Origin of the sequence: Peptoniphilus sp. BV3AC2 (assembly GCF_000478945.1) — a bacterium.
Lineage (GTDB): Bacteria > Bacillota > Clostridia > Tissierellales > Peptoniphilaceae > Peptoniphilus_B > Peptoniphilus_B duerdenii.
Genome location: NZ_AWXD01000016.1, coordinates 1 through 26,620 on the forward strand (window position 1 = coordinate 1; position 26,620 = coordinate 26,620).

General features: G+C 35.6%; 25 protein-coding genes. 3 read left to right on the top strand and 22 right to left on the bottom strand.

Features of this window, described 5'->3' with window-relative positions; genetic code table 11:
* Positions 1 to 5 precede the first annotated feature (5 nt).
* The 14 genes from HMPREF1252_RS03980 to metG form a co-directional block, all read right to left on the bottom strand.
* On the bottom strand, positions 6 to 278 hold the full coding sequence (locus tag HMPREF1252_RS03980; RefSeq protein ID WP_023059493.1) for a transposase: 273 nt from the start codon (positions 276 to 278) through the stop codon (positions 6 to 8).
* Between the two features lie 186 nt (positions 279 to 464).
* Positions 465 to 1,118 carry an ABC-2 transporter permease gene (locus tag HMPREF1252_RS03985; protein WP_023059498.1) on the bottom strand — a complete coding sequence of 218 codons (654 nt, stop codon included), beginning with the start codon at positions 1,116 to 1,118 and terminating at the stop codon, positions 465 to 467.
* Positions 1,118 to 1,957: an ABC transporter ATP-binding protein gene (locus HMPREF1252_RS03990; protein WP_023059480.1), complete on the bottom strand. Its 840-nt coding sequence runs from the start codon at positions 1,955 to 1,957 to the stop codon at positions 1,118 to 1,120. The genes HMPREF1252_RS03985 and HMPREF1252_RS03990 overlap by 1 nt, the downstream gene beginning before the upstream one ends.
* On the bottom strand, positions 1,950 to 2,336 hold the full coding sequence (locus HMPREF1252_RS03995) for a GntR family transcriptional regulator (protein WP_036746866.1): 387 nt from the start codon (positions 2,334 to 2,336) through the stop codon (positions 1,950 to 1,952). The genes HMPREF1252_RS03990 and HMPREF1252_RS03995 overlap by 8 nt, the downstream gene beginning before the upstream one ends.
* A gap of 973 nt (positions 2,337 to 3,309) precedes the next feature.
* Positions 3,310 to 4,494 (bottom strand): M20 family metallopeptidase, encoded by a 1,185-nt coding sequence (locus tag HMPREF1252_RS04000; RefSeq protein WP_023059492.1) that lies wholly within the window; start codon positions 4,492 to 4,494, stop codon positions 3,310 to 3,312.
* A 128-nt stretch (positions 4,495 to 4,622) separates the two neighbouring features.
* Positions 4,623 to 5,201 carry a hypothetical protein gene (locus HMPREF1252_RS04005; RefSeq protein WP_023059485.1) on the bottom strand — a complete coding sequence of 193 codons (579 nt, stop codon included), beginning with the start codon at positions 5,199 to 5,201 and terminating at the stop codon, positions 4,623 to 4,625.
* 137 nt (positions 5,202 to 5,338) lie between these two features.
* A complete protein-coding gene (locus HMPREF1252_RS04010; RefSeq protein WP_023059501.1) occupies positions 5,339 to 6,718 on the bottom strand; it encodes an APC family permease in 1,380 nt (459 codons plus the stop codon).
* Positions 6,719 to 6,727: 9 nt separating this feature from the next.
* On the bottom strand, positions 6,728 to 7,453 hold the full coding sequence (locus HMPREF1252_RS04015; protein WP_023059491.1) for a gamma-glutamyl-gamma-aminobutyrate hydrolase family protein: 726 nt from the start codon (positions 7,451 to 7,453) through the stop codon (positions 6,728 to 6,730).
* Between the two features lie 254 nt (positions 7,454 to 7,707).
* Entirely contained in the window at positions 7,708 to 7,938 is a 231-nt protein-coding gene (locus tag HMPREF1252_RS04020; RefSeq protein WP_023059496.1) for a glutaredoxin family protein, read from the bottom strand.
* A 57-nt stretch (positions 7,939 to 7,995) separates the two neighbouring features.
* Positions 7,996 to 8,325, bottom strand: a complete 330-nt coding sequence (locus HMPREF1252_RS04025; RefSeq protein ID WP_008901071.1) for a metalloregulator ArsR/SmtB family transcription factor — start codon at positions 8,323 to 8,325, stop codon at positions 7,996 to 7,998.
* 18 nt (positions 8,326 to 8,343) lie between these two features.
* Positions 8,344 to 9,198, bottom strand: a complete 855-nt coding sequence (rsmA, locus tag HMPREF1252_RS04030) for a 16S rRNA (adenine(1518)-N(6)/adenine(1519)-N(6))-dimethyltransferase RsmA (RefSeq protein WP_023059482.1) — start codon at positions 9,196 to 9,198, stop codon at positions 8,344 to 8,346.
* Positions 9,191 to 9,733, bottom strand: coding sequence for a ribonuclease M5 (rnmV, locus tag HMPREF1252_RS04035; RefSeq protein WP_023059484.1), 543 nt, complete (start codon positions 9,731 to 9,733; stop codon positions 9,191 to 9,193). Before rnmV ends, rsmA begins: the two co-directional genes overlap by 8 nt.
* The gene (locus HMPREF1252_RS04040; RefSeq protein WP_036746868.1) at positions 9,730 to 10,497 is read right to left on the bottom strand and encodes a TatD family hydrolase; all 768 of its coding nucleotides are present in this window, start codon (positions 10,495 to 10,497) and stop codon (positions 9,730 to 9,732) included. Before HMPREF1252_RS04040 ends, rnmV begins: the two co-directional genes overlap by 4 nt.
* Positions 10,497 to 12,491: a methionine--tRNA ligase gene (gene metG / locus HMPREF1252_RS04045; RefSeq protein ID WP_023059479.1), complete on the bottom strand. Its 1,995-nt coding sequence runs from the start codon at positions 12,489 to 12,491 to the stop codon at positions 10,497 to 10,499. The genes HMPREF1252_RS04040 and metG overlap by 1 nt, the downstream gene beginning before the upstream one ends.
* Positions 12,492 to 14,391: 1,900 nt before the next feature.
* Here metG and HMPREF1252_RS04055 point away from each other — a divergent pair.
* Genes HMPREF1252_RS04055 through HMPREF1252_RS04065 form a run of 3 tightly spaced genes read left to right on the top strand, consistent with a single transcriptional unit; the run spans position 14,392 to position 15,325 of the window.
* Positions 14,392 to 14,598: a helix-turn-helix transcriptional regulator gene (locus HMPREF1252_RS04055; RefSeq protein WP_008901077.1), complete on the top strand. Its 207-nt coding sequence runs from the start codon at positions 14,392 to 14,394 to the stop codon at positions 14,596 to 14,598.
* Positions 14,591 to 15,031 (top strand): hypothetical protein, encoded by a 441-nt coding sequence (locus HMPREF1252_RS04060; protein WP_023059481.1) that lies wholly within the window; start codon positions 14,591 to 14,593, stop codon positions 15,029 to 15,031. The genes HMPREF1252_RS04055 and HMPREF1252_RS04060 overlap by 8 nt, the downstream gene beginning before the upstream one ends.
* A gap of 15 nt (positions 15,032 to 15,046) precedes the next feature.
* Positions 15,047 to 15,325 (top strand): hypothetical protein, encoded by a 279-nt coding sequence (locus HMPREF1252_RS04065; protein WP_023059494.1) that lies wholly within the window; start codon positions 15,047 to 15,049, stop codon positions 15,323 to 15,325.
* 726 nt (positions 15,326 to 16,051) lie between these two features.
* On the opposite strand, the gene HMPREF1252_RS04070 is transcribed toward HMPREF1252_RS04065, so the two are convergent.
* The 8 genes from HMPREF1252_RS04070 to HMPREF1252_RS04105 form a co-directional block, all read right to left on the bottom strand.
* Positions 16,052 to 17,548: a carbon starvation protein A gene (locus HMPREF1252_RS04070; RefSeq protein ID WP_023059504.1), complete on the bottom strand. Its 1,497-nt coding sequence runs from the start codon at positions 17,546 to 17,548 to the stop codon at positions 16,052 to 16,054.
* A 202-nt stretch (positions 17,549 to 17,750) separates the two neighbouring features.
* Positions 17,751 to 19,262 carry a murein biosynthesis integral membrane protein MurJ gene (murJ, locus tag HMPREF1252_RS04075; protein WP_023059499.1) on the bottom strand — a complete coding sequence of 504 codons (1,512 nt, stop codon included), beginning with the start codon at positions 19,260 to 19,262 and terminating at the stop codon, positions 17,751 to 17,753.
* Positions 19,263 to 19,376: 114 nt separating this feature from the next.
* Entirely contained in the window at positions 19,377 to 20,309 is a 933-nt protein-coding gene (locus HMPREF1252_RS04080; RefSeq protein WP_023059489.1) for an AraC family transcriptional regulator, read from the bottom strand.
* Positions 20,306 to 21,697, bottom strand: coding sequence for an ATP-binding cassette domain-containing protein (locus HMPREF1252_RS04085; protein WP_023059495.1), 1,392 nt, complete (start codon positions 21,695 to 21,697; stop codon positions 20,306 to 20,308). Before HMPREF1252_RS04085 ends, HMPREF1252_RS04080 begins: the two co-directional genes overlap by 4 nt.
* Positions 21,691 to 22,386 (bottom strand): energy-coupling factor transporter transmembrane component T, encoded by a 696-nt coding sequence (locus HMPREF1252_RS04090; RefSeq protein WP_023059511.1) that lies wholly within the window; start codon positions 22,384 to 22,386, stop codon positions 21,691 to 21,693. The genes HMPREF1252_RS04085 and HMPREF1252_RS04090 overlap by 7 nt, the downstream gene beginning before the upstream one ends.
* On the bottom strand, positions 22,386 to 22,967 hold the full coding sequence (locus tag HMPREF1252_RS04095; RefSeq protein WP_023059490.1) for an MptD family putative ECF transporter S component: 582 nt from the start codon (positions 22,965 to 22,967) through the stop codon (positions 22,386 to 22,388). Before HMPREF1252_RS04095 ends, HMPREF1252_RS04090 begins: the two co-directional genes overlap by 1 nt.
* Positions 22,968 to 22,977: 10 nt before the next feature.
* Complete coding sequence (locus HMPREF1252_RS04100) at positions 22,978 to 24,699, bottom strand: ABC transporter ATP-binding protein (protein ID WP_023059502.1); 1,722 nt, start codon at positions 24,697 to 24,699, stop codon at positions 22,978 to 22,980.
* Positions 24,696 to 26,444 (bottom strand): ABC transporter ATP-binding protein, encoded by a 1,749-nt coding sequence (locus HMPREF1252_RS04105; protein ID WP_023059506.1) that lies wholly within the window; start codon positions 26,442 to 26,444, stop codon positions 24,696 to 24,698. Before HMPREF1252_RS04105 ends, HMPREF1252_RS04100 begins: the two co-directional genes overlap by 4 nt.
* Positions 26,445 to 26,620: the final 176 nt, after the last annotated feature.

A 26,620-nucleotide genomic window follows, 5' to 3' on the forward strand; every position in this document is an offset into this window, starting at 1 on the left:
TGCTTTTATTTATTCTTTCCAAAGTGCGCGTTAAATTTTTTCATTATTTCATTTTCCATTTCAAGCTCTTTTATTCTTTTTTGCATTTTCAGTTTTTTGTCCTGTTCTTCCCAGCCTGACATGCCTTTTACTTTAAATTCTTTGACCCATCTATTGACGGTTTGCGGGTGCAAATCATATTTCTCGCATATTTCCTTGATTGGCATATTTTTAAATTTCAGCATTACTATTTTATATTTAAATTCTGGTGTGAATGTTCGTCTTTTTTCTTTTGACATTGATCTTCCTTTCTTTTATTTTATCTATGATGTTTATAGTCTTATTATACCAGGTTACTTGGCTCATTGATTATGTCCTTTAGTGTTCTTTTCTTTAAACAATTTCTCTAGGTAGTCGTCACCCTTATGATAACCCGAATTTTGTTTGAGCGTAAACTCCAATGTGGAACCAAAAGTTCGCACCTCTTAAAAGTCTCTCTCTGAATAAAATTTTTTAGAAAGTTGAAATGATAATAATAATACAAACGCCCAGATGACAAGCGCGACCATTGCACTGACAGTTTTATTCATAAAAACCATACGTAAAACTGTTTTAAACTGTTCGCCAAAAAATGTACCAATCAAACCCGCAATACCAACAAGCAAAAATGGAATCATCGCAAGAGTTTTTCCCTTTTTATACCCATGTTTAAAATAAATCGGATATTCTATAAAAATTATAAACAAGGAAACAGCTCCTGTAACCAGTGCTGCAAGCAATAAACCCTGTCTCCCATTCTCCATTGGCCATATTTTCGCTATAATCAGCGCCAACATTGCACCAACTATAAGCATTACTCCAACAAAAATCGCAGCAAGTAAGTATCTCCCAATTACTACATCTTTTGATTCAATTCCAAAGAGTTTATATAAAGGATCTATACCAGATTCTTCTCCTACTAAAAAAGGATAACCTGAGAAAAGCATGGCAAACATTTGAGCTATAGCCAGTACTGTTAAGGAATTTTTCGACAATACTCCATAGAAAGTTCCTAATGCTGTGAGTATAATCAAGTTCTTTATCGTCAAGTAAGGTCTAACAGACAATAGGTCTAATTTTAAAACTTTAATGATGTCCATTATTTTTTCCTCCCGTACAGAATCATGATTCTATCAATCGAAATTTTATCTTCAACATAGCCTGGATGTATGTTATTTATATCCGCACGTTTCACCAAATATTCCGTGCTGTATTCGCTTATCTTTCTTCCTAATACTGCATCTTCATCAATATTTTTTTGATTATTTGAATCACTCTTTAATATCATAAAATAATTTAGAAAATCATCTTTTTCCATAGATAACACAATTTTCCCATCATCAATAAAGATTATATAATCAGCGATAGCTTCAAGATCTTGTGTGATGTGTGTGGAAAATAAGACTGTGTGATTTTCGTCTTTCATATAATCAGAAATGATTTCTAAAAATTCCTCTCGCATGCTCGGATCTAAGCCACTTGTCGGCTCATCAAGAATCAATAATTCAGCTTTATGAGATAAGGCGATTGCAAGCATTAATTTTATTTTCATTCCTCGTGACAATTCTTTAACTTTTAATTTTCTGTCTATACCGAACTTGTTTAGACTCTGCCAAAATAAATTTTCGTCCCACTCGTTATATCCTACCATCATAGCTTTATTCACTAAATCAATATTCCAATCTTTTGCAAGAAAAGAATCATCCATAATAACACCGATTTTTTGATTTAAAGGTTCTGTGATTGTATCATTATTTTTGAAAAGGATTGTTCCTTTAAAATGAATAAGCGAAAGAATTGATTTTATTGTCGTGGTTTTTCCCATACCATTCTTGCCAATGAAGCCCGTAACGTATCCAGTCGGTATGGAAAAATTGACACTTTTTAATGCAAATTTAGGATATTCCTTACACAAGTTTTGTACCTCAATTTTATTCATTATATGAATCCCCCTGATAAATATATTGTATCAATTCTATAAGCTCATCTTGGCTAATACTGATTGTTTTTGCAATTTGACACGCAGCAATTAAGTGCGTTTCTATTTCTTTTTGCTTTTCATCTTTTAAGATGTCCGGATTCATAGGTGCCACAAAAGTACCTAAGCCTTGTCGTATTACAATAAAACCTTCCTCTTCCAAGGCGTCATAAGCTTTTTTAACCGTTAATATACTGACGTTGAGATCGCTTGATAATTGCCTGACGGAAGGTAATTGCTCATCTGGTGATACAAGACCTTGAACTATATTTTCCTTAATCGCATTTTTTATTTGTTCATAGATTGGAGTGCTGCTTCCGTTTAACAATAATATTTTCATAATTGTACCTCTTATATAACAGTATATAACAGTGCATAACTGTTGTCAAGATTTCATTGTCTCTAAACTTAATTTTCATTAAAAGTGTCAATAGGAGCTAAGACTTCACCACGCCTTGCGGCTGAGTAAAAAATTTTAGTGCCAAGGTTGATGGAAGCAGGTTGCTTCCGCTACAAAATTAAACCCTCCATCAAGTCTACATAGATATTAGATACAAAACCTTCCTACGATCTATCCCATAGAATCCTTAATTGTAATCCTTTCGCCAATACAACTTAAGCCACTACAGGTGATTTTTGCTTTCGGCGTTAAGAAATTTTCCACTGTCTGAGCGTAGCGAGTTTGGAAAATTTTAGCCGAATAAGAAAATCACTACCAAAACCTCCCCAATGCGAGGTGGGTAGAGGGAGCTCGAGGGAGAAGGGAGGAAACTGCGAGTCTCGAAGAGAAAACCGCAGGTTTTCTCGAGAGACGTTAATTCCCTCCCTCTCCCTCGTAAAAGAAAATTGGAAGTAGAAAGAATTGATTTTAAAGAAGTGTAAAATATTTATTTATATTTATTATTTTACTTTTTTCTCCTAAGTAGGTTAAATATAGGTCAGATCCTTCGACTACGACGGTAAACCGTCTTCGCTCAGGATGACTATTGGTGGGGAGTAGACATCACCAAGGTTATACCCGTTCGACTCACTTCGTTCGCTCAGGGTGACTGTAGTTGGGAGGGTTATTGTAGCCTCTCGGCTGTGGAACCTAGAAGGTTCCGCTACGGGGATAAATAATCATCCGTGTTTGTTCTCACCGTGGTTATACCCGTTCGAAGCCCTAGTCGAAATCTCCCGTTTCGTAGCAGGTCTCGTGCAAAGAGTTCCAAAGAAGCCGAGCCTTGCGAAGGCTGATTTGTTGAACTCGACTGCCTCTCAGGGTGACTGCAGTTGGGAAGCTTCCGCTACGATTATTTACAACTCTCTAACCTCTATTTCTCGTTTAAATAATCCATTGATACTTTTACAAAGATTGCGGTGCCCATATAGAGTTTGCTTTCGTCTAGGTCAAATTTTGGGCTGTGGTGGGGATAGATTTTGCCGCCTTCGTGAACTTTTGGATTGGATAATGCAAAGAATGTGCCCTTTGCTTCTCGTAGAAAATACGCCATGTCTTCTCCTCCGAAGGATGGTTCTTTTAAGTATTCTACTCTGTCCTCTCCCAAGATTTCCCTTGCACAATTCGCCACATATTCTGTGAATTCTTCGTCATTTATTACCGCTGGATATTTAAAATCATACTCAACTTCTGCGTCCATGCCGTATGCTTTGGCTATGTTTTCTGAAATATTTTTTATATTTTCTGCTATATTTTTTCTCACTTCGTCGTCAAAGGTTCTCACCGTTCCTTCTACGAATACTGTGTCTGGAATTATGTTTTGGGTGAAGCCTCCGTGGATTTGGCACACTGATAGGAGCACTTTTTCTGCTGGGTTTACCATTCTCGATACGATCTTTTGAAGTCCGTTTACTATTTCGCAGATGCATGGGATCGGATCCTTTCCAAGGTGCGGTGTTGCTCCATGAGTGCCCTTGCCTATGACTGTGATTTTAAATCTGTCCATGGCTGCCATCATTTCTCCTGGCATAAATCCTACTTTTCCCGGTTCTATCGGAAATAGTTGTCCGTTGTGTAGTCCGATGACCCTTTCTACTTTTGGATCTTCCATGCAGCCTTCTTCTATCATTGGCAGTGCTCCTCCCGGATATTCTTCTCCCGGTTGGAAAAATATTTTAACTGTTCCGTCAAATTTGTCTCTATTTTTATTTAATATGAGTGCTGCTCCCAGTGCCATTGCAGTGTGTCCATCATGTCCACAGGCGTGCATGCATCCATTTTCAGATTTAAATGAAAGTCCCGTCTCTTCTTCTATTGGAAGGGCGTCACTATCTGCTCTTATTGCGATACATCCGCCAGGATTTTGCCCATTTATCTCTGCTACAATTGCGTTGCCCTCCATTAATTTTTTGTATGAGATTTCATTTTCATCCAAAACTTTTCCGATGTATTCCATGGTTTTCGGTAAATTTAGTTGAAGCTCTGGGATTCTATGTAGATCTCTTCTAAAATTTATTATTTCTTCTTCAATATTTTTTACTTCTTCTAATATATTCATTTTCATCACCTATGTAAATTATACCATTTAAAGTTTTATAAATTAATTGCAAACAAAAAGGGCTCGAAGCCCTTTTTTTACATAAGTTAGCAAGTTAAATTTAATTTTTTAGATTTTATAGAATCTGATCAATCTTTAATATCTACCCAACCACCATAGACGAATGTTTTGGTTTTATATATTTCATCTCGATTTACTAATCTCTGTCTGCTTAATTTACCTTCCATATTTCCTTCTGAGTACTCGATTTCATAAGGTGGTTCTACTTCAAGCGCAAATGTCTTTTCAACTTCAATATGTTTTTGATACCTTCCGTCTGATAGTTTTACTATATCCATCGGCAATTCTTCGGTATTCTTTTGAGCTTCTTTGGATTGGGCTTCAAATGCAGCGGCTACTTCTTTGTATTCCTTATCTTGGATCCAACCTCCGAATTTGTAGGTTTTGATATTTTTGTCGTAATCAATATCTACAAACTTCTGTCTTGAAAGTTTTCCTTCGAATTCTCCTTCTTTATATGGAATTTCGTCCAATATTTCTCCATCGATTTTGAAGCTTTTCGTAGTAGTTATATATTTTTCGTGTTTTTCTACATCGGAAAAGCTTAAACTTTTCTTATTCTTACTTTCTCCCTTTGCTGATATATAAGCAGGCACTGAAAATACTAATAGCAAGGCAAGAAAAATTATAAACTTTTTATTTTTCATTTTACCCTCCTATGCTAACTTGTTAATGTAATTATATGTCTTTTTTTTCTTTTTTGCAAATTATTTCATAAAAAAACTACCCTTTGTGGGTAGTTTGTTATGCTTCAAGCACTAATTTTTAGTTTTATCTTTACAGATTATTTTCTTTTTATTTTGCTCCATGTCATTAAACATGCTGGTAGAACAACGTATCCTACTATCATAGATATTATTGCAAACATATTTGCGTGTGTTTGTCCGCTGTCATCTACTGTTGTAAATTGTCCAACCCAGTTGAATTTATATAGTAGCACAAGGGTAAGTCCTAGGGCTATTATTGGTATGATTACATCTGTTGCGAAGTTTCTCTTTACATTTGGCATTACTTCTTCTTTTTGTTTTCCATAGTAAAACATGATTATTGATATTGGTACAATTACAAATTGTATAAATCTTGATATTGAACTTATAATCATGATGCTAGCCATATTGAATTTGAATGCTAGTGGTATTACTACTGCTATGGTTATGGTTGTTAAGAATGATGCTATTGGGAATCCATTTTCTGTTCTTTTTGAGAATATCTTAGGTACTTGTCCTTGGTTTGACATAGATTCTAGGATACGTGGTGTTCCAAATGATGCTGCCACATTGATACCGAACATGGATACCAATGCTCCGCCTATTATAAGATTTCTTATGATTCTGTTTGAGAATACATCTGCAAGGGCTACTACTTCTTTAGATGTTACTAATGCTTCTGGGTTTATAGCCATTGCTATTCCAACTATTCCCATATATATTACTGCTATTATCCCAATTGCTAGTGGAATTGCTCTTGGTAGATTCTTTTCTGGTTCTTCCATGTCTTCTGATGCAGATGCGACACTTTCAAATCCTGTGAATGCATAGAATGCTGCTATTACTGCTGTTACCCATCCTGTTATATCTAGGTTTGATCCTAGCACTTGTCCTGCATCGTCTGTTAGGTTGTTTATTGCAGAGTAATTATTTTCTCCTAGGAATAGTACCATTACTAGTCCTACTATGATGGTGGTTACTAGTGCGCCTACCTTACCTATGGTTGATAGGTTATTTATGATTTCGAATACTCTGGTTCCTAGTAGGTTTATAATCATAAGAATACCCATAAGTACCATAAATCCGATGGTTACTGTGGTTAGACTTTCGTAGTTAAGTCCAAATATTTTTAATACTGTTTTAACTACTGCTGTTCCCATTACACCCCAAGCTATGCCTGCGGCTACATATCTGGTTATACCTACATAGTATCCAAGGTCATCTCCAAATGCTGCCTTTGTGTAGGCGTAGGCTGCTCCCCCTTTAGATACATATTTTGCTGCTGCTGCAAATGTAACTGCTAAAACTGCTGAAAATATTGCTGCTAGCGCATATACCATAAGCGCTTTATTTCCTGATTTTGCAACAACTGAACCTGGTGATAAGAATATACCTGTTCCTATAATTGAATTGATTGTAAGTAGTACAATCGAATAGAATCCTAATTTTTTCTTCATGTTATCTCCTTATTTTTTTGCTTCTTCTACAAGTCTATTGAAGATTCCTTGCATACTTTCCATTACCATGTGTAACATTTCCGGATGGAATTGAACTCCTAGTAAGAATCTGTAATTTCTGTCTTCAACTGCTTCTATTATTCCATCTGGTGCTTTTGCTACTACTCTTAGACCTTCTCCAACTCTGTCTATTGCTTGGTGGTGGAATGAGTTTACCATTAGGTCATTTTCTTTTAGAATTTCGTAAAGATGTGATTCTTCTTCCACTGATATTCTATGAGTAGGTAGGTTTGTAGTATGTCCTTGACTGTGTTTTAGATAGTTTAGTCCTGAGTAGGACAAATCTTGGAATAGATTTCCGCCGTAGGCTACGTTTATGATTTGAACTCCTCTACAAATGCCTAGTATTGGGATATTTTTTTCTTTAGCTTTTTTCAAAAGGCTTAGATCGAATCTATCCCTTCTTGGAACAACCACTCCTAGTTTTGGCATTGGGTCTTCTCCATAGAATTCTGGGCTGACATCTTGTCCTCCAGTTAAAATAAGTGCATCTATTGAAGAGATATAGCTATCTATTACTTCTTCATCTTCTGTCATAGGTAGTACAATAGGTACTCCTCCAGCGTTTATAACTCCAGATATATAATCTTCGTTTACATATACTTTTTTATATCCTAAAAACATTTCTTTGTCGATTAGAAAGTTTCCAGATACTCCTATAATTGGTTTATTCATGCGTGCTCCTTTCTTAGTGTCTTGAATTGCAGTGTTTTTATTTTAACATAATATTTAATCTATTTAAATGATTTCGTTAAAATTTTTTCAAAAAAATTTCACAAAATAAAAATTTTTTATCACATGTTTTCTTTTTAATTCCACAGAAATTTTTTGAATTTAGATTAGAGGTTTATCTCCCGAAATTAAGACATCAAAAAACCCCTCCATCCTTATTCCGGATTTTGGGGTTCAGGTCACCATGCCGCTGTAATTTATTTTCCTAATGCTTCGTCGATTTTCGCTCTGTCAAATCCTACGATTTCTTCGTCGCCGATTACTACTACAGGTACTCCTGTGTAGCCCATCTTCATTAGTTCTTGTCTTGCAGCTTTATCTGTTTGTACATTTTTTTCTTCATATTCTAATCCTTTTTCTGCTAGGTATTCTTTAGCCATTACGCAGTAAGGACATGTACTTGATGTGTAAACTTTTATTTTTTCCATTATTTACCTCCATTTTTTTCTTCTATAACTCAATATACCCAATTATTTTTATTTTATTCAATGTTTATGGGACGCGTGTTCATATCCTCCTTCAAATAGTGAGAGGACGTGGTCGTCGTCTAATGAGTAATAGCTCTTTCTGCCAACTTTTCTTACTTTTATAAGGTCTCTACTCTTTAGAATTGCAAGTTGGTGAGAGATGGAAGATTGAGTCATCTCCAGTGTTTCTGAAATATCTGTTACACATAGTTCTCCCATGGATAGGGTGTAGATTATTCTAAGTCTAGTAGGATCTGCAAGTACTTTGAAAATTCCAGATAGGTGGTTTAAGACTTTTTCATCTCTGGTAAATTTGTCTACTTCTTCTTTTATTTTTTCTAAGTCCATTTTTCTCCTCTATTCCTTTTAATCTTCTATTTTTGGAAAGTTTATCGAAAGCACCATGAATTCCTCTGGGCTTAGGGTCTCTCCTCTTCTGTTTGCATCTATTCCCGATATTTTCAGTGCTTCTGCTATTTCTGTCTTGGTTATATTTTTAAATCCATAGGTGGATAGGGCGTTTAAGATGGTCTTTCTTCTTTTGCTAAATGCGCCTCTTACCACTCTAAATAGTTTGTCTTTGTCTATGTCTTCTCTGTGTTTTTTAATTTCTAGTTTTACTACCGCTGAGTCCACGTTTGGCTTAGGCATAAAGACTGATTTTGGCACGCTGAATAGGTATTTTGGCTCTGCGTAGTAGTTTATAAAGACTGATAGTGATCCGTAATCCTTGGTGCCTGTCTCTGCTGCAAATCTATTCGCCACTTCTTTTTGCACCATCACCGTTATGGATTCTACTTCTAGATCCGATTCTAAAATCTTGGTGATGATCGGGGTGGTTACATAGTATGGCAGGTTCGCCACCACTTTTATCGGTCCCTTTAGATAGGATTTTATCTCTTCTGTATCCAGTCTTAAAAAGTCGTCGTAGATTATTTTAACCCTGTCGTAGTTTAGAGTTTTTTTGTGGATGTCCACCAAGTTTTTGTCGATTTCCACCGCCAACACATTTGCTCCGCGAAGGAGGAGTTCTTCTGTAAGTGTGCCCACTCCTGGTCCGATTTCCAGTACGTTTGAGCCTTCTTCCACTCCTGCTCCGTCGGCGATGCGCCTAACTATATTTCCATCTATTAAAAAATTCTGTCCCAAACTTTTGGTAAATCTAAATCCAAATTCTTCTAGGATTTGTACCAGTACGGAGGGTTTAAATAGTCTATCCATTTTTTCTTACCTCTTCAAGTTTTTCTAGCAATTCTTCTTCTTTTATCTTAAATGAGTTGAGTCTTTTTAAAAATATCTTTGCGTTTGCGTGACCGATGCCCAGTGCTTCTCCGAGTTTTTCCCTAAGCATTGAAGATTCTTTGGAACCGGTGAGGCCAAGTCTTACAAGATCTCTATTGTCGTAGATTTCTTCGTACTCTTCTCTCAGTGGTTTTGCTCGGCTTATTGCTTCTCTTATATCTTCTGGCTTTGCGTTTTCGACGCCGATGTTGCCGTCCTTTTCTCCTTTTTTTCTAGGAAGATAGGCATGCTTCACTCCGGGTACTGCTCTTTCTATATCTCTTCTGATCTTTTCTCCTGTGTGATCCGGGTCGGTGAAGATGATTATGCCCCTTCTCTTTTGAAGTTCTTTTAGGGTATTTAGAAGTTTCTTGCCGAATCCAAACCCGTGGGTGGTTATTACTTCTGCATCCACTGCTGCTTTTACCGCAGTTACATCGTCTTTTCCTTCTACAACTATGACTTCCTTTATCATATGCCGTAAAACTCCTTAGTATTTTTTGAAGTTTTATCTATAACTTCTTCTACATTTATACCCCTTAGACTAGCAATTTCTTCTGCCACATATTTTACAAACATCGGCTCGTTTCTCTTGCCCCTTAGTGGAACTGGAGCCATGTATGGTGAGTCGGTTTCAAGTAGAAGTCTATCTAGCGGCACTTCCTTTGCAACTTCTTTTGGAGTTACGGAATTTTTAAAGGTCACAGCACCGCCAAGTGCTATATAGAATCCGAGTTTCATGTATTCTCTCATCATTTCCACAGAGCTTGAGTAGCAATGGATGAGCACCTTCATGTTCGGATATTTTTCGTGAGCTTCTTTTAAGATGTCGAAGGTGTCCTTGTGGGCGTCTCTAGAGTGGATCACTATTGGTAGGTTTAACTTCGCCGCAAGTTCTATTTGCTTTTCAAACACTTCCCTTTGAATATCCCTAGGAGAGTTGTCGTAGTAATAGTCGAGACCAATCTCTCCTATCGCCACCACCTTTTTATTTTTAGCAAGTTCTATAAGTTCGTTTTCGATTTCTTCGTCATAGCTACTTGCATCATGGGGATGGATGCCCACCACTGCATATATATTTTCATATTTATCCGCAAGATCCACAGAATTTCTAGAACTTACAATGTCTGCACCTATATTAAACACATATTCTATGCCATGTTTTTCTAAATTATTTATCAAAGAATCTCTATCTAGATCGAATTTCGGATCGTCTAAATGAGCGTGAGAATCTATCATCAATTAACCACTGCTCCATCTGGGATATCTTCCATTACAGTTGCAAGGGAAAGTTTGCCGTCTTCAGTTTGTGCAGCCATTAGCATTCCGTGAGATTCCACTCCTCTGAACTTCTTAGGTTCAAGGTTTGTAATCACAAGGATCTTCCTTCCTGTTAATTCTTCTTTTGTGTAATGGCTCTTGATATTTGAAACGATAACTCTTCTTTCGTCGCCAATCTTTAGATTTAAAACGTAGAGTCTATCTGCGTTTGGATGGTCCTCAACAGATTCAACAAGAGCTACCTTTATCTTTACTTTACCAAAATCGTCGATGGTAATTGGTGCAGCTTCATCTTCTTTTGCTTCCTCAACTTTTTTCGCTTCAGGTTTCTTGCCACCAGCCTTTGCAATCCATTCTTCAAGATCTTTTTCACGTTTATCTGCAAGAGCCTTGTTTTCAGCGTCTAGCTTCTTGATTTCTTCTTGGATATCAAGTCTTGGGAAGATTACATCACCTTTAGTAACCTTTGCTCCACTTGCAAGAAGTCCAAATTCGCTAGCATCTTCAAGTTTGATTTCACCTTCAATGCCAAGTTGTCTTCTAATTTCTTTGGCTGTGTTGGTTAAGAATGGGCTGATCAAAATTGATACTATTCTTAGAGATTCAGCAAGATTGTATAGAACATTGTTAAGTTCGTCCTTCTTAGATTCGTCCTTTGCAAGGATCCAAGGAGTAGTTTCGTCAACGTACTTGTTACCACGTCTAACCAAGGTCCATATAGCTTCTAGAGCATCGGAGAATTGGTAGGTTTCCATAGCCTTTTCAACCTTAGCGCGGATAGAAGTTGCAAGTTCGATTAAACCATCGTCAAATTCAGTCTTAGCATCAGTCTTTTCAATTACGCCGTCATTATATTTAATAATCATGGAAACAGTTCTTGAAACTAAGTTTCCTAAGTCGTTTGCAAGGTCAGAGTTAAGTCTTGCCATGAATTTTTCCTTGGTGAAACTTCCGTCAGAACCGAAAGAAAATTCTCTTAATAAGAAGTATTTAAGAGCGTCAACTCCGTAAAGTTTGATAATTGGTTCAGGATAAACTACGTTACCTTTAGATTTACTCATCTTGTCATTGTCAAATAGAATCCAACCATGACCGAATACTTGTTTAGGAAGAGGCATATCAAGTGCCATTAGAATTGCAGGCCAAATAATAGTATGGAATCTCATGATTTCCTTACCAACTAGATGTACATCAGCAGGCCAAAATTCATTAAATTGTTCGTCATTCCAACCGTAGCCAAGACCAGTCAAGTAGCATGAAAGAGCATCGATCCATACATATACGATGTGATTATCATCGAAAGGAACCTTAACTCCCCATTTAAAAGAACTTCTAGAAACAGATAAATCTTCAAGACCACCTTCAAGGAAGTTCTTAACCATTTCATTCTTTCTTGATTCTGGAACTATAAATTCAGGATGTTCGTTGTAAAGCTCGATAAGCTTGTCTCTGTACTTTGAAAGTCTGAAGAAATAAGCTTCTTCCTTAGCAAGGTGAGTTTCTCTACCGCAGTCAGGACAGGTGTGACCTTCCCCAAGTTGAGACTCAGTCCAGAAAGATTCGCAAGGAGTACAGTAGTATCCCTCGTATTCAGACTTGTAAATTTCGCCCTTGTCATAAAGCTTTTGAAAGATGTTTTGCACATTTTTTTCGTGAATTTCATCGGTAGATCTGATGAAATAATCATAATCGATGTCCATAGTCTTCCAAAGAGCCTTTATATTATCCACGATATGATCGATGTATTCCTTTGGTTCCATGCCATATTCGTGAGCTTTTTGCATAAGTTTTTGACCGTGTTCGTCGGAACCAGTAGTGAAGTAAACGTCGTAGCCTTGAAGAGTCTTGAACTTTTTAAGTGCGTCCGCCGCAACGGTACAATAGGTGTGACCAATGTGTAAATTGTCACTTGGATAGTAAATAGGTGTGGTTAAATAATATTTTTTACTCATAATTCCTCCCTTTTATCTGTAAAATAAAAAAATCCTCCGCTAGAGACGAAGGATCGTGGTACCACTCTAATTTGTCTAAAAGACCTCTAAAAATATAACGGTTTTAGCCGCCCTTTCGGGATAAAGTGAATCCATGTTCAGCAAATCATCCTTAGGTCTTCCACCAAATGACCATTCTCTGTAAAGAATAGAAAAGCTTACTCAAAACACTGTAAATTTTAAATATTCTAGAAACATTATACATTAAAGGCGGATTTATTGCAATATGTGGGTTTTGAAGGTGAAGTCACTTAATAGAGATAATTGAAGGAAGACAGTCGCCCTGAGCGAACGAAGTGAGTCGAACGGGTATAACCCTGGTGGGGTCAAACATGTATGATCCCCGTAGCGAAAGCTTTTTGCTTCCACAGCTGGGCAGTCAAGTTCTGCAAATCAGCCTTCACTACGCTTGGCTTCTTTGGAACTCTTTGCACAAGACCTGCTACGAAACGGGAGATTTCGGCTAGGGCTTCGAAGGATCTCTTAAAAAGAAAACCCATTGCGTTAACTTGACCATCGGAGGTTATACCCATTCGACTTCGACGGCGATGCCGTCTTCGCTCAGGGTGACAACCACCTATAAAATTCATTTAAAAGATAACCTTCTGGAGCACAGTCACCCTGAGCGAAAGAGCCACAAGGCTCTGGAGTCGAACGGGTATAACCCTGGTGAAGTAAGACATATATGATTTTTGTAGTGGAAGCAATCTGCTTCCATAAACCTCAATACTAAACTCTTTTTCCTCAGCCGTCAGGCGTGCGACAATATCAAAATCTTATTTCCATCTCGTAGCGGAACCTTCTAGGTTCCACAGCCGAAGGCTACAAAAACCATCCCAACTACAGTCACCCTGAGCGGAAGAGCCGCAAGGCTCTGGAGTCGAATGGGTCTAACCTCAGAGGGTCAAGTTAATGCAAGTGAAATAATTTTATTTATTAATTAATAATAATTATCTCCCATGCTCTACGTAGAGCATCAAAAATGTAAATAAATATCCAACACTTCTTTAAAACATATTCTATATTCTTCAAATTTTCTTTTACGAGGGGGCGGGAGGCACCGAAAAACCTGCGGTTTTACGGACGAGACTCGCAGTTTCCTCCCTTCTCACTCGAGCTCCCTCTGCCCACCTCGCATTATCAGGGAAGTGATTTTCACATTTCGGCTAAAATTTGGGAACTCGCTACGCTCAGACACCCAAATTTTTTAACGCCTCATGGAAAATCACAGAAGTTGCATCGGTAGGTCATAACAAGGTTTAAAGATTATATTTACGTAATTTGTATTATGCTTTATCTCTAGATAAACTTTTAATTTTGCATAGAGAAAATTAAAATCAGGCGAAGCCGTACGACAATATAAATTACGATTTATATTTGTAGCGGAAGCAATCTGCTTCCATTAACCTAAATACTAAATTCTTTTTAATCAGGCGAAGCCGTAAAACAAACATTATTTCTATTTATCCCCGTAGCGGAACCTTCTAGGTTCCACAGCCGAGCAGTCGAGTTCTGCAAATCAGCCTGCACTACGCTTGTCTTCTTTGGAACTCTTTGCACGAGACCTGCTACGAAATCAAAGATTTCGGCTAGGGCTTCGAATGGGTATAACTTCAGAGGACAAAGTCTCGACAAATAAAGTACGATTAATAATAATTATGCCACGCGCTATCTGGATAGCATCTGTTTTAATATTTATTTAAATTTTAAAATTCTTTTCCATTGTAAATGAAAATAAACCCGCCACAATAAATAAAATTCATCTTCACAAAAAACTATGGAAAGTATACTTGACATTTGTTATGAAAATAATTATACTATATGTAAAGTTAACTTGTCATTTGATGGGAGGTAATTAAATGTGAAAAATAGACTTGAAGAAATTAGAAAAAGTCGAGGAATTACTCAAGAAGAACTGGCAAATATCCTTGAAGTGTCAAGGCAGACCATCGGTTCTCTAGAGAATGGAAGGTATAATCCTTCAATTATTTTAGCTTTTAAAATTGCTAAATTTTTTAAATTGACAATTGAAGACATTTTTATTTATGAGGAGGAAGAAAATGAATAGAAACAAAAATATTTTAAGAGACTGGATGCTAGTGTTTTTAGGATTAGCATTGGTTTTAACCGGACTTTATCTTCACAAAAGCATCGATAGTGTAAATAAGACAGTCCTCGCTATTCCGTATTTATTTATCGGTATTGGATGTGGAGTTTTCGGACATTTCATGGGAAATATAATTAAATATTTCTCTACAAAAAATAACAAAGAGTTAATCAGACAGCTTGAAATTGATAAGAAGGACGAAAGAAACGTATTGATTGCAGAAAAATCAAAGGCAAAAGCCTACTACTTAATGACCTATCTCTTTGCAGCCATGCTTATTATGTTTTCATTGATGGATGTTGATAAGTTGCAAATAATAATACTAGTTGCAATCTATCTTTCTATACAAATATATGCAGTCTTTTGGCGTTCTAAATTTGAAAAAGAAATGTAAATGGAGGATTTAAAAATGAACAAAAAAATAATATTGATAGTTTTGGTCCTTGTATCTGTTGGGCTTTCAATTTATGGCTACATGGTTTTGCCAGAAACGGTAACTGTACAAATAGATATGTCTGGAAATCCATCTAACTTTTATCCTAAAGCTTTAGCTATAGCCTCACAATTATTATTATCCATCGGTGGCGGTATCGGATATTATTTTTCTAAAGAAAAAGAAAAGAAGTTTCTCGTCCTATCTATCGGTGGGATTATAGTTTCAATCGTTACATTGGTATACAATGTTTAAGTTTACTTATAAATTTACAAACAGCAAGTCAGTTGATTTGCTGTTTTTTTGTTGGGTGTTCTACGTAGAGCGTGATACCTGTTATTAAATTCATGGCGAGCGTTTCGAAGGTTTATTTGAAGTCTGATTTGCAGAACTCGACCGCTCGGCTGTGGAACCTAGATTTCCGCTACAAAAATAAATTATTCATTATGGTTATATTAATTTCAGATACAAAACCTTCCTACGATCTATCCCATAGAATCCTTAATTGTAATCCTTTCGTCGATACAACTTAAGACACAACAGGTGATTTTTGCTTTCGGCGTTAAGAAATTTTCCACTGTCTGAGTGTAGCGAGTTTGGAAAATTTTAGCCGAATAAGAAAATCACTACCAAAACCTCCCCAATGCGAGGTGGAAGGGGGAGCTCGAGGGGGAAGGGAGGGAACTGCGAGTCTCGAAGAGAAAACCGTAGGTTTTTTCGAGAGACGTTAATTCCCTCCCTCTCCCTCGTAAAAAAAGATTTGAAGAAGAAAGAATATGGTTAGGTTATGTATAGGATATTTAATAATATTTAATAATATTTATTATTATTTTTGAAAATAATTCATTTGCAAGGACTTGACCACCAGAGGTTATATCCGTTCGACTCACTTCGTTCGCTCAGGATGACTGTAGTTGCATGGTCTTTAAAACCTTTCAAAAAATAAAAAAAATGGGGCTTTTACGCCCCACGCTAGTTTTATTAATCTAATTTTGTTTCTAATATTTTTTCTTTGTTGTTTTTCGCATGTTTTAATACGAATACTACGTATAGTATTGCTAAAACTGCTCCTACTACATAAGATCCAGTGTATGACATTGGGTCTATTGCAGGATTCCATTTTGATAGGAATCTTTCTTCTAGTCCTAATCCTATCTTCATATGTGAAATATAGGAGAATACTATGAATGTGTAGAAGATTCCTGGAATTAATGGCATAATCCATTTCTTTCCATTTACATATAGGTAAACTGTTGCTACTCCTAGTGCAAATAGTGCTACGAATTGGTTAGTAAATCCGAAGTATCTCCATAGTAGGTTGAATCCTCCTGGACTTGATTTTGCAAAGTATAGGATTCCAAATGCTGGGATAAATATTGCTAGTGAGATAGAGATTCTCTTTGCCCAGCTTCTTTGTTCGATTCCTAGTTCGTCTGCAATTATAAGTCTTAGTGCTCTGAATGCGGTGTCTCCAGATGTAATAGGTAGTACTATAACTCCTACTACTGCTAGCATACCACCGATGTTACCCATGAATGCACGTGATACTTCTCCTACCATTGCTGTTGCGCCTGTGTCAAGTGGTGCTGTTCCATTTGAGAATAGAACCATTGCTCCACCTGCCCAACACATAGCTATGAATCCTTCCATAACCATTGCCCAGTAGAATACGAATTTACCTTCTTTTTCATGTCTTACTGTTCTAGAAATAAGTGTTGATTGAGATCCGTGGAAACCTGATAGGATACCGCAGGCTACTGTTACAAAGAATGCAGGGATGAACTTTTGTCCATCTGGATGTTGTGCTAGTAGTCCTTGTCCTTCAAATGCAAGGTGTCCTGATCCTTTAGCAATAATACCAAAGAAGATTCCAACTGCTGAGATAATTAGGAATGCTCCAAATAGTGGATAGATTCTACCGATAATAGCATCTATTGGGAATAGTGTTGCTATTATATAGTATAAGAAGATACATGCGTAGATGATCCAAATTACGCTTCCACTTGGGTCTTTTCCAAGAATATCTTTTGCGATTAAGTCTCCAGGAGTGTATACGAATACTACCCCTGTTAGTAGTAGTAGGATACCTATTACTACGTTGTAGAATTTTCTAGTATTATTGCCTAAATATTTACTTACAAGTTTAGGGATTTGTGCTCCCCCGTTTCTCATGGAAATCATACCGTTGAAGTAGTCATGAGCTGAACCACCGATTATGTTTCCGATAGGTATTGCAATAAATGCAATAGGTCCAAATAGAATTCCTTGGATAGGTCCAAGTACAGGTCCTGTACCTGCAATGTTTAATAATTCTATAAGGAAGTTTTTGTTTTTGCTCATTCCGACAAAGTCCATACCGTCTGCTTTTGCAATTGCTGGTGTTTCTCTATCGTCTGGTTCTATTTGTCTTTCACATAGATTAGAGTAGAAATATCCACCTACAAACAATATGACAAGTCCGACTAAAAATAATGTCATAATTACACCTCTTAATATTAAACTAGCTATATTTATAGTATCACTATACAGTTCTAAATGCAATCGTTTAACTGGGTAAATCGCCGCATTTTATGATAATCATGTTATCAATTTAACAAAATAAAAGCTTCCTCTAAAGTATACCGTTATAGACGATTTTTTACTTTTTAGGAAGCTTTATAATTTTTATTATTTTTTTAAACTATTCTAATTTATTTATTTTTTCTTTTTTTACTAGGAACTCATCTATTTCATCGACTTTTAAAACAAATGTAAATACAAAGTAGACTGCTCCTGCTACCGCAAGGGCGATTAAAAATCCGAGTTTATCTCCGAAACGAGATGCTGTAAATTTAAAACTTATTGCTGATGCTGCGCCCATAGCTGCAGATGAAACTATAATCTTTATGATATTTACAAGGGTCTTTCTATCTATAAGGCTTCCCACCTTCTTTTTAAGCGGTAGGATAAGTAGAATTCCTCCGAGAATAAATGATACAGATGTTGCTAGTGCCAGTCCTTCCACTCCTCTACTCTTAACCAAGATTAGGGAGAGTATTGCGTTTATAACTACCATTAAGACAGAGTTTATAACTGGAGTCTTTGAGTCATCTAAGGTATAAAACACCCTTGATATTATTTCTCGAAGCCCGATTCCTATAAGTCCTATGGCGTATAGGGCAAGTACTGGTTTGGTTTTCATTGCGTCTTCAACGGTAAACTTACCACCGACAAATAGTATCTCAACTATCGGTCCTGCAAATATAAATAGTCCAACCGTAGCAGGAATCACTAGAAACATAATGGTTGAAAGTCCCATTAATGTAGATTTTTTTAGATCTTCATAATTATTTAGGGATGCGTGTCTTGCCATCTGTGGGTACACAGCTGTTATTACAGATGTAATTACTATGCCTGTCACGAATCCTTGAATTTTATATGCGTAGTTTAGGATTGAGACTCCGCTTTCGATATCTGATGCGAGAGCCTTTGAAATCATAAAATTAAGCTCGATTACAGAGGTAGACACGATGATTGGAAGGATCATGCTCATCATCATCTTTAGATGTGGGTCCTTAAAGTCGATCAAGATTCTATGTCTGTAACCTTCCTTTTTTAAATAAGGAAAGAAGATTATATATTGGAAAATAAATGAAATCAAAATTCCAATTCCGAGGTAGTTGTAGCCGTTTTTGTAGGCGAAGTACATAAAACCCATCATCAGTAGGTTTTGCAAAATTGCATGAACTACCGAAACTACAAATCTTCTCTTAATCTGTAAGTATGCCTTAAACACGCTCATCATCGAAGTTACTGAAAGTGATAGAAGTCCCATCCTAGTCATAAATATGCTAAGGCTTAGCTTTTCTCCTTCGAATCCTGGCGCCATCAAAACCACAAGTTGTTTTGCAAAAATCACAAGTATTATAGAAATAATCCCTGTAATTAAAAATATTAAATTGGTAAAGCTGGCTGTGAATCTATCGGCGTAGTCCTTGTCATTTTTTTCTATTGCTTGGTTGTACATTGGGATAAATCCATTGGCAGTTGCACCGCTTATGACATTGGTAAACGCCATAGGAATTTGAAAAGCAATCAAAAATGCATCAGCCACCACGGAAAGTCCAAAGAAGTATGCAAGTGTCTTCTCCCTCAAAAGTCCAAATACCTTTGAAATTATAGTTACAATCATTAATATATATGAAGTTCTCATTTTATCTCCTTTAATCTCTGTCTATCTATTATACCATTTTAGAATTAGAAATAAAAAATAGATGAGATTTTTTTGGATTCTGTTATGAAAAATCTAAAACGAACCTAAATTTTATTATTCAGGTTCGTTTTGTTTCCTATATTTACTAGGACTAAGTCCTGTGAAATCTTTAAATGCTCTGTTGAAGTTAGATGGGTTCTGAAAATTTAGATCATTGCTTATTTCTAGTATGGATTTATCTGTGTTTAGAAGCAAATCCTCCGAATATATTAGTTTTAACCTTTGGATATACTTCATCGGCGTGTATTGAAAGGATCTTGTAAACTTTGTGTTTAGAGTAGATTTTGATATTTTAAATTTTTTCGCTAGATGATCTAAGTTTAGATTTTTATCCAGGTTTTCTTTCATATATTGCTCAACTTCTTCCATTAGTTTATCCCCTCCTGCCGTGAAATAATTGGTCTTACTTGGATTTATGCCAACTTTTCCTATTCTATATATGAGTTCCAAGGATTTTAATTTTATAAACATCATATCTCTTTCTTTAAGCGCTTGGATCAGTTCATTTGCAAGTTTTACCAAATCTTCGTTTTTAATGGCATATCCCATGTCTTTTACATTTTTAAATTTATATATAAATTCTCCAATGTATGGAAAGTAGGGGGAATTTTTATCCAAGATTTTATCTGCTATTACTATGTTAAATGCCGTGGTTCGATGACTTGTGGTGGAAGAAAATTTTGAATTTGGTATTGATTTTCCTACGAATATTTCATTTGTAGTTATGAGAACTTTGCTATTGTTTATGTAAGTGAAATGATTGCCTTCATAGCAGTATCCTATCCTATAGCCTCTATTTCCCTCCGTAGAAGAGTTATGGGCGTTGTATTTCTTCTTTAGACTGATGTAGAGTACAAAGACCCCCGGAAATATTTCGTAAGAGGTCATCTTATTTTCAGGGCTTTCTAAGCCTATATAATTTATAATTCTAGGATCCTCTGTAGGAAATTCTTCGAACCCCCAAGATTTAAGTCTATTCTCTTTCATACAAACTCCACTATATTTTCTTTCGAATTTTTTATAAATTCATAGTCATGGCTTATGACGATTATTGTCTTTCCTTCATCTTTCATCTCTTTTAATATGTCTATTAGTCTTTTCATATTTTCAAAACACAGTCCAGATGTAGGTTCGTCGAGCACCACGATTTCCTTAGGACTTGCCATTGCTAGTCCCAGAGCGAGTCTTTGTTTTTCTCCGCCAGATAACTTCTGTGGGTGGCTTTCTCTCCTATTCCAGAGTTCTAGTTTCTTTAATATTTCTTCAATCTTTTTTTCGTCATCTGTTACTATTTTCATCTCCGTTAAAACGGATTCTGTAAATAGCTGGTAGTTGACATCCTGCATCACTAGAGAAATATAGTCTCCATGGTTTTTTATTCTTTTATTTTTGTAAAATACTTCTCCCTTTTGCTTCTTATTAAGACCACAAAGATTTCTTATAAATGAAGATTTACCAATTCCATTTGCTCCTATTATGAAATATATTCCCGGATCAAAGCTCATTGAAAAATCAAATAGCTTTGGATTTTTTTCATATTGGCAGGTAAAATCTCTACATATAAGCGATTTTCCTTCATCGAAACTGTGGTCGGATAGGTTCTTCACTTCGTAGCTTTTACTTATAAGTTCTTCTTTTTCTATGTCTTTAAGGGTTCTAAGTCTGTGCTTTTCAAGTATTTCTTCTGAGATTCTATCTTTACTATAGGATAAAATTTTCCGATTTTCAATTATAAGTAGTCTGTCCATTATTTCTTTTAAATAGTAGAGCCTGTGCTCAGCGATGATTATTATCTTGCCCAAGGATTTTAAAACTTCTAGGCAGTGGGTCAATTTTTCTATGGATTCTCTGTCTAAGGATGCGGATGATTCGTCGAAAATATATATTTCATTGTCCATAACCGCCACAGAATTTATAGCTATTAGTTGTTTCTGCCCTCCAGATAGTTTGAATAAATCCTTATCTAAAAGATCCTGACTATTTAGTAGTTTTGAAAAATATTCTATCTTTTCATAAATTTTATCCCTAGAAACATTCCTATTTTCTAGGGCAAATGCGATTTCATCTAGAGAATTAATGGCGTAGAATTGATTTTTTGGATTTTGAAAGACTGTTGAGATGAATTTTGATCTGTCGGTTATATCCAACTTCAAAATACTTTCTCCATCAAATAAAAGATCCCCTTCCATCTTTGCCATATCAACTTCTGGTATAATTCCATTTATAGTCTTGATTAGAGATGATTTACCACATCCAGATCTGCCTGTGATGACATTTATAGATCCCTTTTCAAATTTTAAATTTATATCTTCAAGTATTCTATTTTCTCCCTCATCTTCTTTGAATGAAAGAGAAAAATTCTTAAATTCTAGCATATTTTTATCCTTATAAATAATATTATTATATAAATTCCGAAACTAAGTAGGACATAGTCCGCCGTTTTAAGCCTTGCACATGATATGGAAGACCTCTCTTTATTCATTTTCATGCCTCTTGTCATGGCAGATATCGCAACATTGTCCGCTGTTTGAGATACAATCATAAGTAATGGCACAAATCTATATTCCAGTATCTTCGCCGGATTTTTAAAGAAGTTTTTCATCGTAAGTCCATGCATGTACATAGCTTCTCCGATGATTTTGTAATCTTCTTTTATAGAATAGAAAAATCTAAACATTACAGAAATTGGTATGATTATATAGTCTGGAAATTTGATTTTCTTTAGTGAATAGACGAGATCGCTCATCTTAGTAGTTGTCACAGTGTAATAACCCATCATCACTCCTGGAAGTATTCTAAGTATTATTCCGCAGTAGAGATTAAAGACCATCCCTAAATAAGAATTTGGATACTTGGATGCTACTATCTGTCCTACTACGGCTATCCCAGTATAAAAAAGTCCCTTACCAATAAGGGACCATTTTTTATCTAGGATGGCAAGCAGGTATGGAAATATAGCTAACAAAATTCCAAGGTATTTATAATTCATACTAATGGAACCTTCTGTTGCTGATATTCCTATGATGATTGTCAAAAATAATTTTGTCCTAAAATCAATTTTCATTAAGCCATTCCCGCTTTTTTAAAATGTTTATTTAAGATTTTAATTCCAATGGTACATCCTATGTATCCACCGAGCATACCTAGTAGAACTACAGGTATAAAGGACCAAGTTGGCATAACAGATAACATTTTTTCTGCAAATTCAGCACCATAATTTTTATCTATTAAAAATTGTACATAGGCATCTCTAGCAAAATAAATTGGTATTAAATTTGCAGCTGCAAAAATCATAAAGACTGTGTAGGTTAGTCTTGCAGTTTTTATTGATTTATAGCCACCTTTTTTCAATATCATTTCACAAATTAAGGATAAGACAACTATTGCAGGAAAAACTATCGCTCCATGACCTGACATTGAAAATACAAGTCCAAATACTATTCCCATGATTAAGACCATTCCAAATTTATCTATCTTTGTTGAATAAAGCATAAATACAGGTCCTGAAAGTAAACCGCAAGCAAATGGAACTAGGGGCATAAGTACAGGTATAAAACCTATCATACCTCCACACCAAGTTGCCATTACTGTTAAAAGTGAAAATACTCCTGCATTTATTAAATCTCGAATTCCAAATTTATTCATTCTTTCCTCCTTAATATATAAATTCTTCAGATTTTTTAGATGATTCAATCATTTTTTGGTAAGTTTTACTATTTTTTATAAGTTCATCGTGTTTTCCAAAATCTTCTATCTTCCCATCTTTCATAACTATGATTTGATCTACATTTCTTATTGATTTCATCCTATGGGAAACTATCATCACAGTCTTATTTTTAATTAATTTATTTAGAGATTCTTGGATATATTTTTCATTTTCCACATCAAGTGATGCCGCAATTTCATCTAGTAGGATTATTTCTGCATCCTTTAAAAATGCTCTTGCTATGGATATTCTCTGTCTTTCTCCTCCAGATAAGTTAGAGCCATTTTCGCCAATCTCCGTATCGTATCCATTCTCAAGTTTCTTTACAAATTCGTCGCAGCTAGCGAGCCTTGCAGCTTCTAGCACTTCTTCATCACTTGCAGTAGGTCTGCCGAGCCTTATATTTTCCATTACAGAACCGTTAAATAGAATTACATCTTGGAACACCATGGAAATATGTTTAAATAAATCTTCTGTCCTCGATTTATTTATTTCTTTTTTATCTATTAAGATTTCTCCTCTGTCATAATCATAGAGCCTTGCCACCAATTTTATTAGGGTCGATTTTCCACATCCTGATGGTCCAACCAATGCTGTGGTCTTGCCTTGGATGGCTCTAAATGAAATATTATCTATGACTTTTTTGTCATCGAGATAAGAAAATTCTACATTCTTTCCTTCTATATCAAATGATTTAAATTCCGTTTCTCTTCCCGGTTGGATTTCTTCTGATCTAAGTGCCTTTATCTTTTCTATTGGAGAATCCATGTACATTAACTCTCCATAAAATTGGTTAAAGGCAGCAACTCCATCAATTAATCTTGCTGAAGCAAATAGGTAGCCTGCAAAATACAAGATATTTATTTCTCCATTTATCAAGCTATTTAGTCCCACATAGATTGCAAGGGCTAGGGATAAGTTTGCTATAACCGTTGCAGAAACAATGGGTATAACTTGTCCCAGTTCTGACTTAATGTGTTTCTTTTCTAAGGACCTAACAAAGTCAATGCCACTTTTTTCCTTTTCTTCAGTCAAATTGTAGGATTTGATTTCAGTGGATAGATCTATTAGTTCTTGGAACATCTTAGAAGACTTTCTCTGTTCTTTGTAGTAGGTCGCCGTCGCTTTCTTTTGTATCTTGGTGGAAGTCAAATTCAAAATAGCAGAAATATAAATTGGAGCTATAACTGCAAGACCAAGCTTTACATTTCCAATTAGCAACAAAATGGAAATAATAACTAGGTTTATTATAAAGCCATAAAAACCTGAAACTGCATGAGAAAGACCATGCTCCATTGCCTCTACATCCTTCATAATCGTTTGAGAAAAATCAGTTAAATCTCTTTTAGAATAGAAACTAAGGGGAAGATCCTTTATAATTTCAGAAAGTTCAATCCTTAAATTTGCAGATTCTTTATAGGTTTCATTATAGGTTGTGATGTAATCTTTATTTATTACAAAAATCATTATAAGGGCAATTACTATATATGCAATGACAGAAATCTTGAGATTAAACTTGCCTAGCCCCAAGATACCTTGCATGACATACATAAGAAGAAACATAGGAAGCATGTAGGATAGACTCTTTAAGGCAGAATATTTAGTTGCAACGATGATTCCCTCTGCACCTTTGTCTGTAAGTGCAAATCTATCTTTTAAATAGTTTTTCATAGATCAACCCTCCATTCATTTGCTTCATTATACATTTCGATAAACTTCTTATACCTGCTATCTTCCTTCATAAGTTCATCGTGACTTCCTCTCTCTAGAATTTTTCCATCTTCTACCAGTAGAATTTCGTCCACTCCACGAATCGAAGAAAGCCTATGGGCAATCATAATTGTCGTCCTATCTTTTATAAGCTCCTTAAATGCAATCTGTAATTCATATTCATTTTCCGGATCTGCAGCAGCAGAAGCTTCATCAAGGATAATTATCTTTGGATCCTTCAAAAATATTCTCGCAATGGAGATCCTCTGTTTTTCACCGCCGGATAGATTTATCCCTTCAGCACCTATTATCGCATCGTACTTGTCTTTGAATTTATCTATAAAGTCATCACAGCGGGCAAGCTTTAAGGCTTTGTAGACCTCTTCATCATCTGCATCTTTGTTTGCGAGTTTTACATTTTCAAAAATCGAAATTCCTTGGAATAGTTTAGGGTTTTGAAAAACTATGCCGATATTTTTCATCAAGCTTTCCCCATCGTAGGAAGAAATATTTCTGTCGCCGATTAAAATTTCTCCAGAATCTACAGGATATAGTCCAGAGATTAACTTGGCAATGGTAGACTTACCAGATCCAGAGCTACCTACAAGAGCATATACTTTGTTCTCGTCAAGATTTAAAGAAAAATTATGTAAAATCTTATTCTTGCCATCATATGAAAAATCAACATTTTTAAAGATTATATTCTTCTTTTGTAAATCTTTTTGTGTGCCAAAAACTATTTCTTTTTCTTTCATCTCAGTGAACAGATTTTCAAGATTATCCACAGCAGAGTTAGCTTGAAAAACATACATGGAAACATACATAATCTTCATTAGATCTACGAAAAATAATCCCATAAATAAAGTGAAAAATAGAATTTTTGCCGCCCATACATTAGGATCTTGTCCTTTTGAAACCATAAATATCGCTAGAAAGACTGGCGTGATTATAAAAATATTTAAAAGCCATTGGAAAAGGACATAGGGAATCCTGCAGGACATTGAATATTTGTAGACCATGTCCTTGTAGACCATGATTGAATCGTAAAGTTTTGTAAAACCGATAAGTGGCGTGTTAAAGATCTTCACCACTGGCATTCCTCTTACATATTCCACAGCACCTGCATTCATCTCATCTAGTTTTTCCATGTACTTCTTCATAAATGATTGGTCTCCTATCATTTTGTAGAGTAAGTACATACTAAGTAGAATGATGATTACAAAAAATATTCCAAGATAGATGTCAATTGCAAAGGTCAAGGCTATCATAAGTATAGGAGTTAAAGCTGCCATAGTTTGATCTGTTATGAGGTGAGCCACAATCATGTGTGTTTGTTCCACATTGTTGTCGATTATCTTTCTTACCTCACCAGAGTTATGGGTGTCAAAAAAAGTATTTGAAGCCCTAAGTAGATGACTAAGTCCTTTTTCACGAAGTCTAGTTTCAAGCCTAAATCCAGCTAAGTGACTCATCCATGTACCGCCAAAGTAGAAGAGACCACAGGAAACGAAGAGAGCTAGAATTTTTATAGAGAAAATCTTAAGATTCATTAGATCTTCTCCACAAAATACATCTCTAAGCAAGATCCAAATTAAATAATAAGCATAAAACTGTAATAAATTCCCAACTGCAGCTAGCATCGCCGCAAGTATTCCATGAATTTTTCTTTCAGGCATATAGGAAAATAATTTCTTATAAAGTTTCATATTAACCTTCTTTCTATGTGCTATTTGATAATTAATATTAATATATCTTCTTTTTTTTCTATTGTCTAGTCAAAAAAATTTATTCTGTCAAAAAATTCAAATAAAATATGATTGTCTTTAAATTTTTGTAACAAAAAAAATCCACCGGCGTAGCAATCCCCGGTAACAACTTGTCA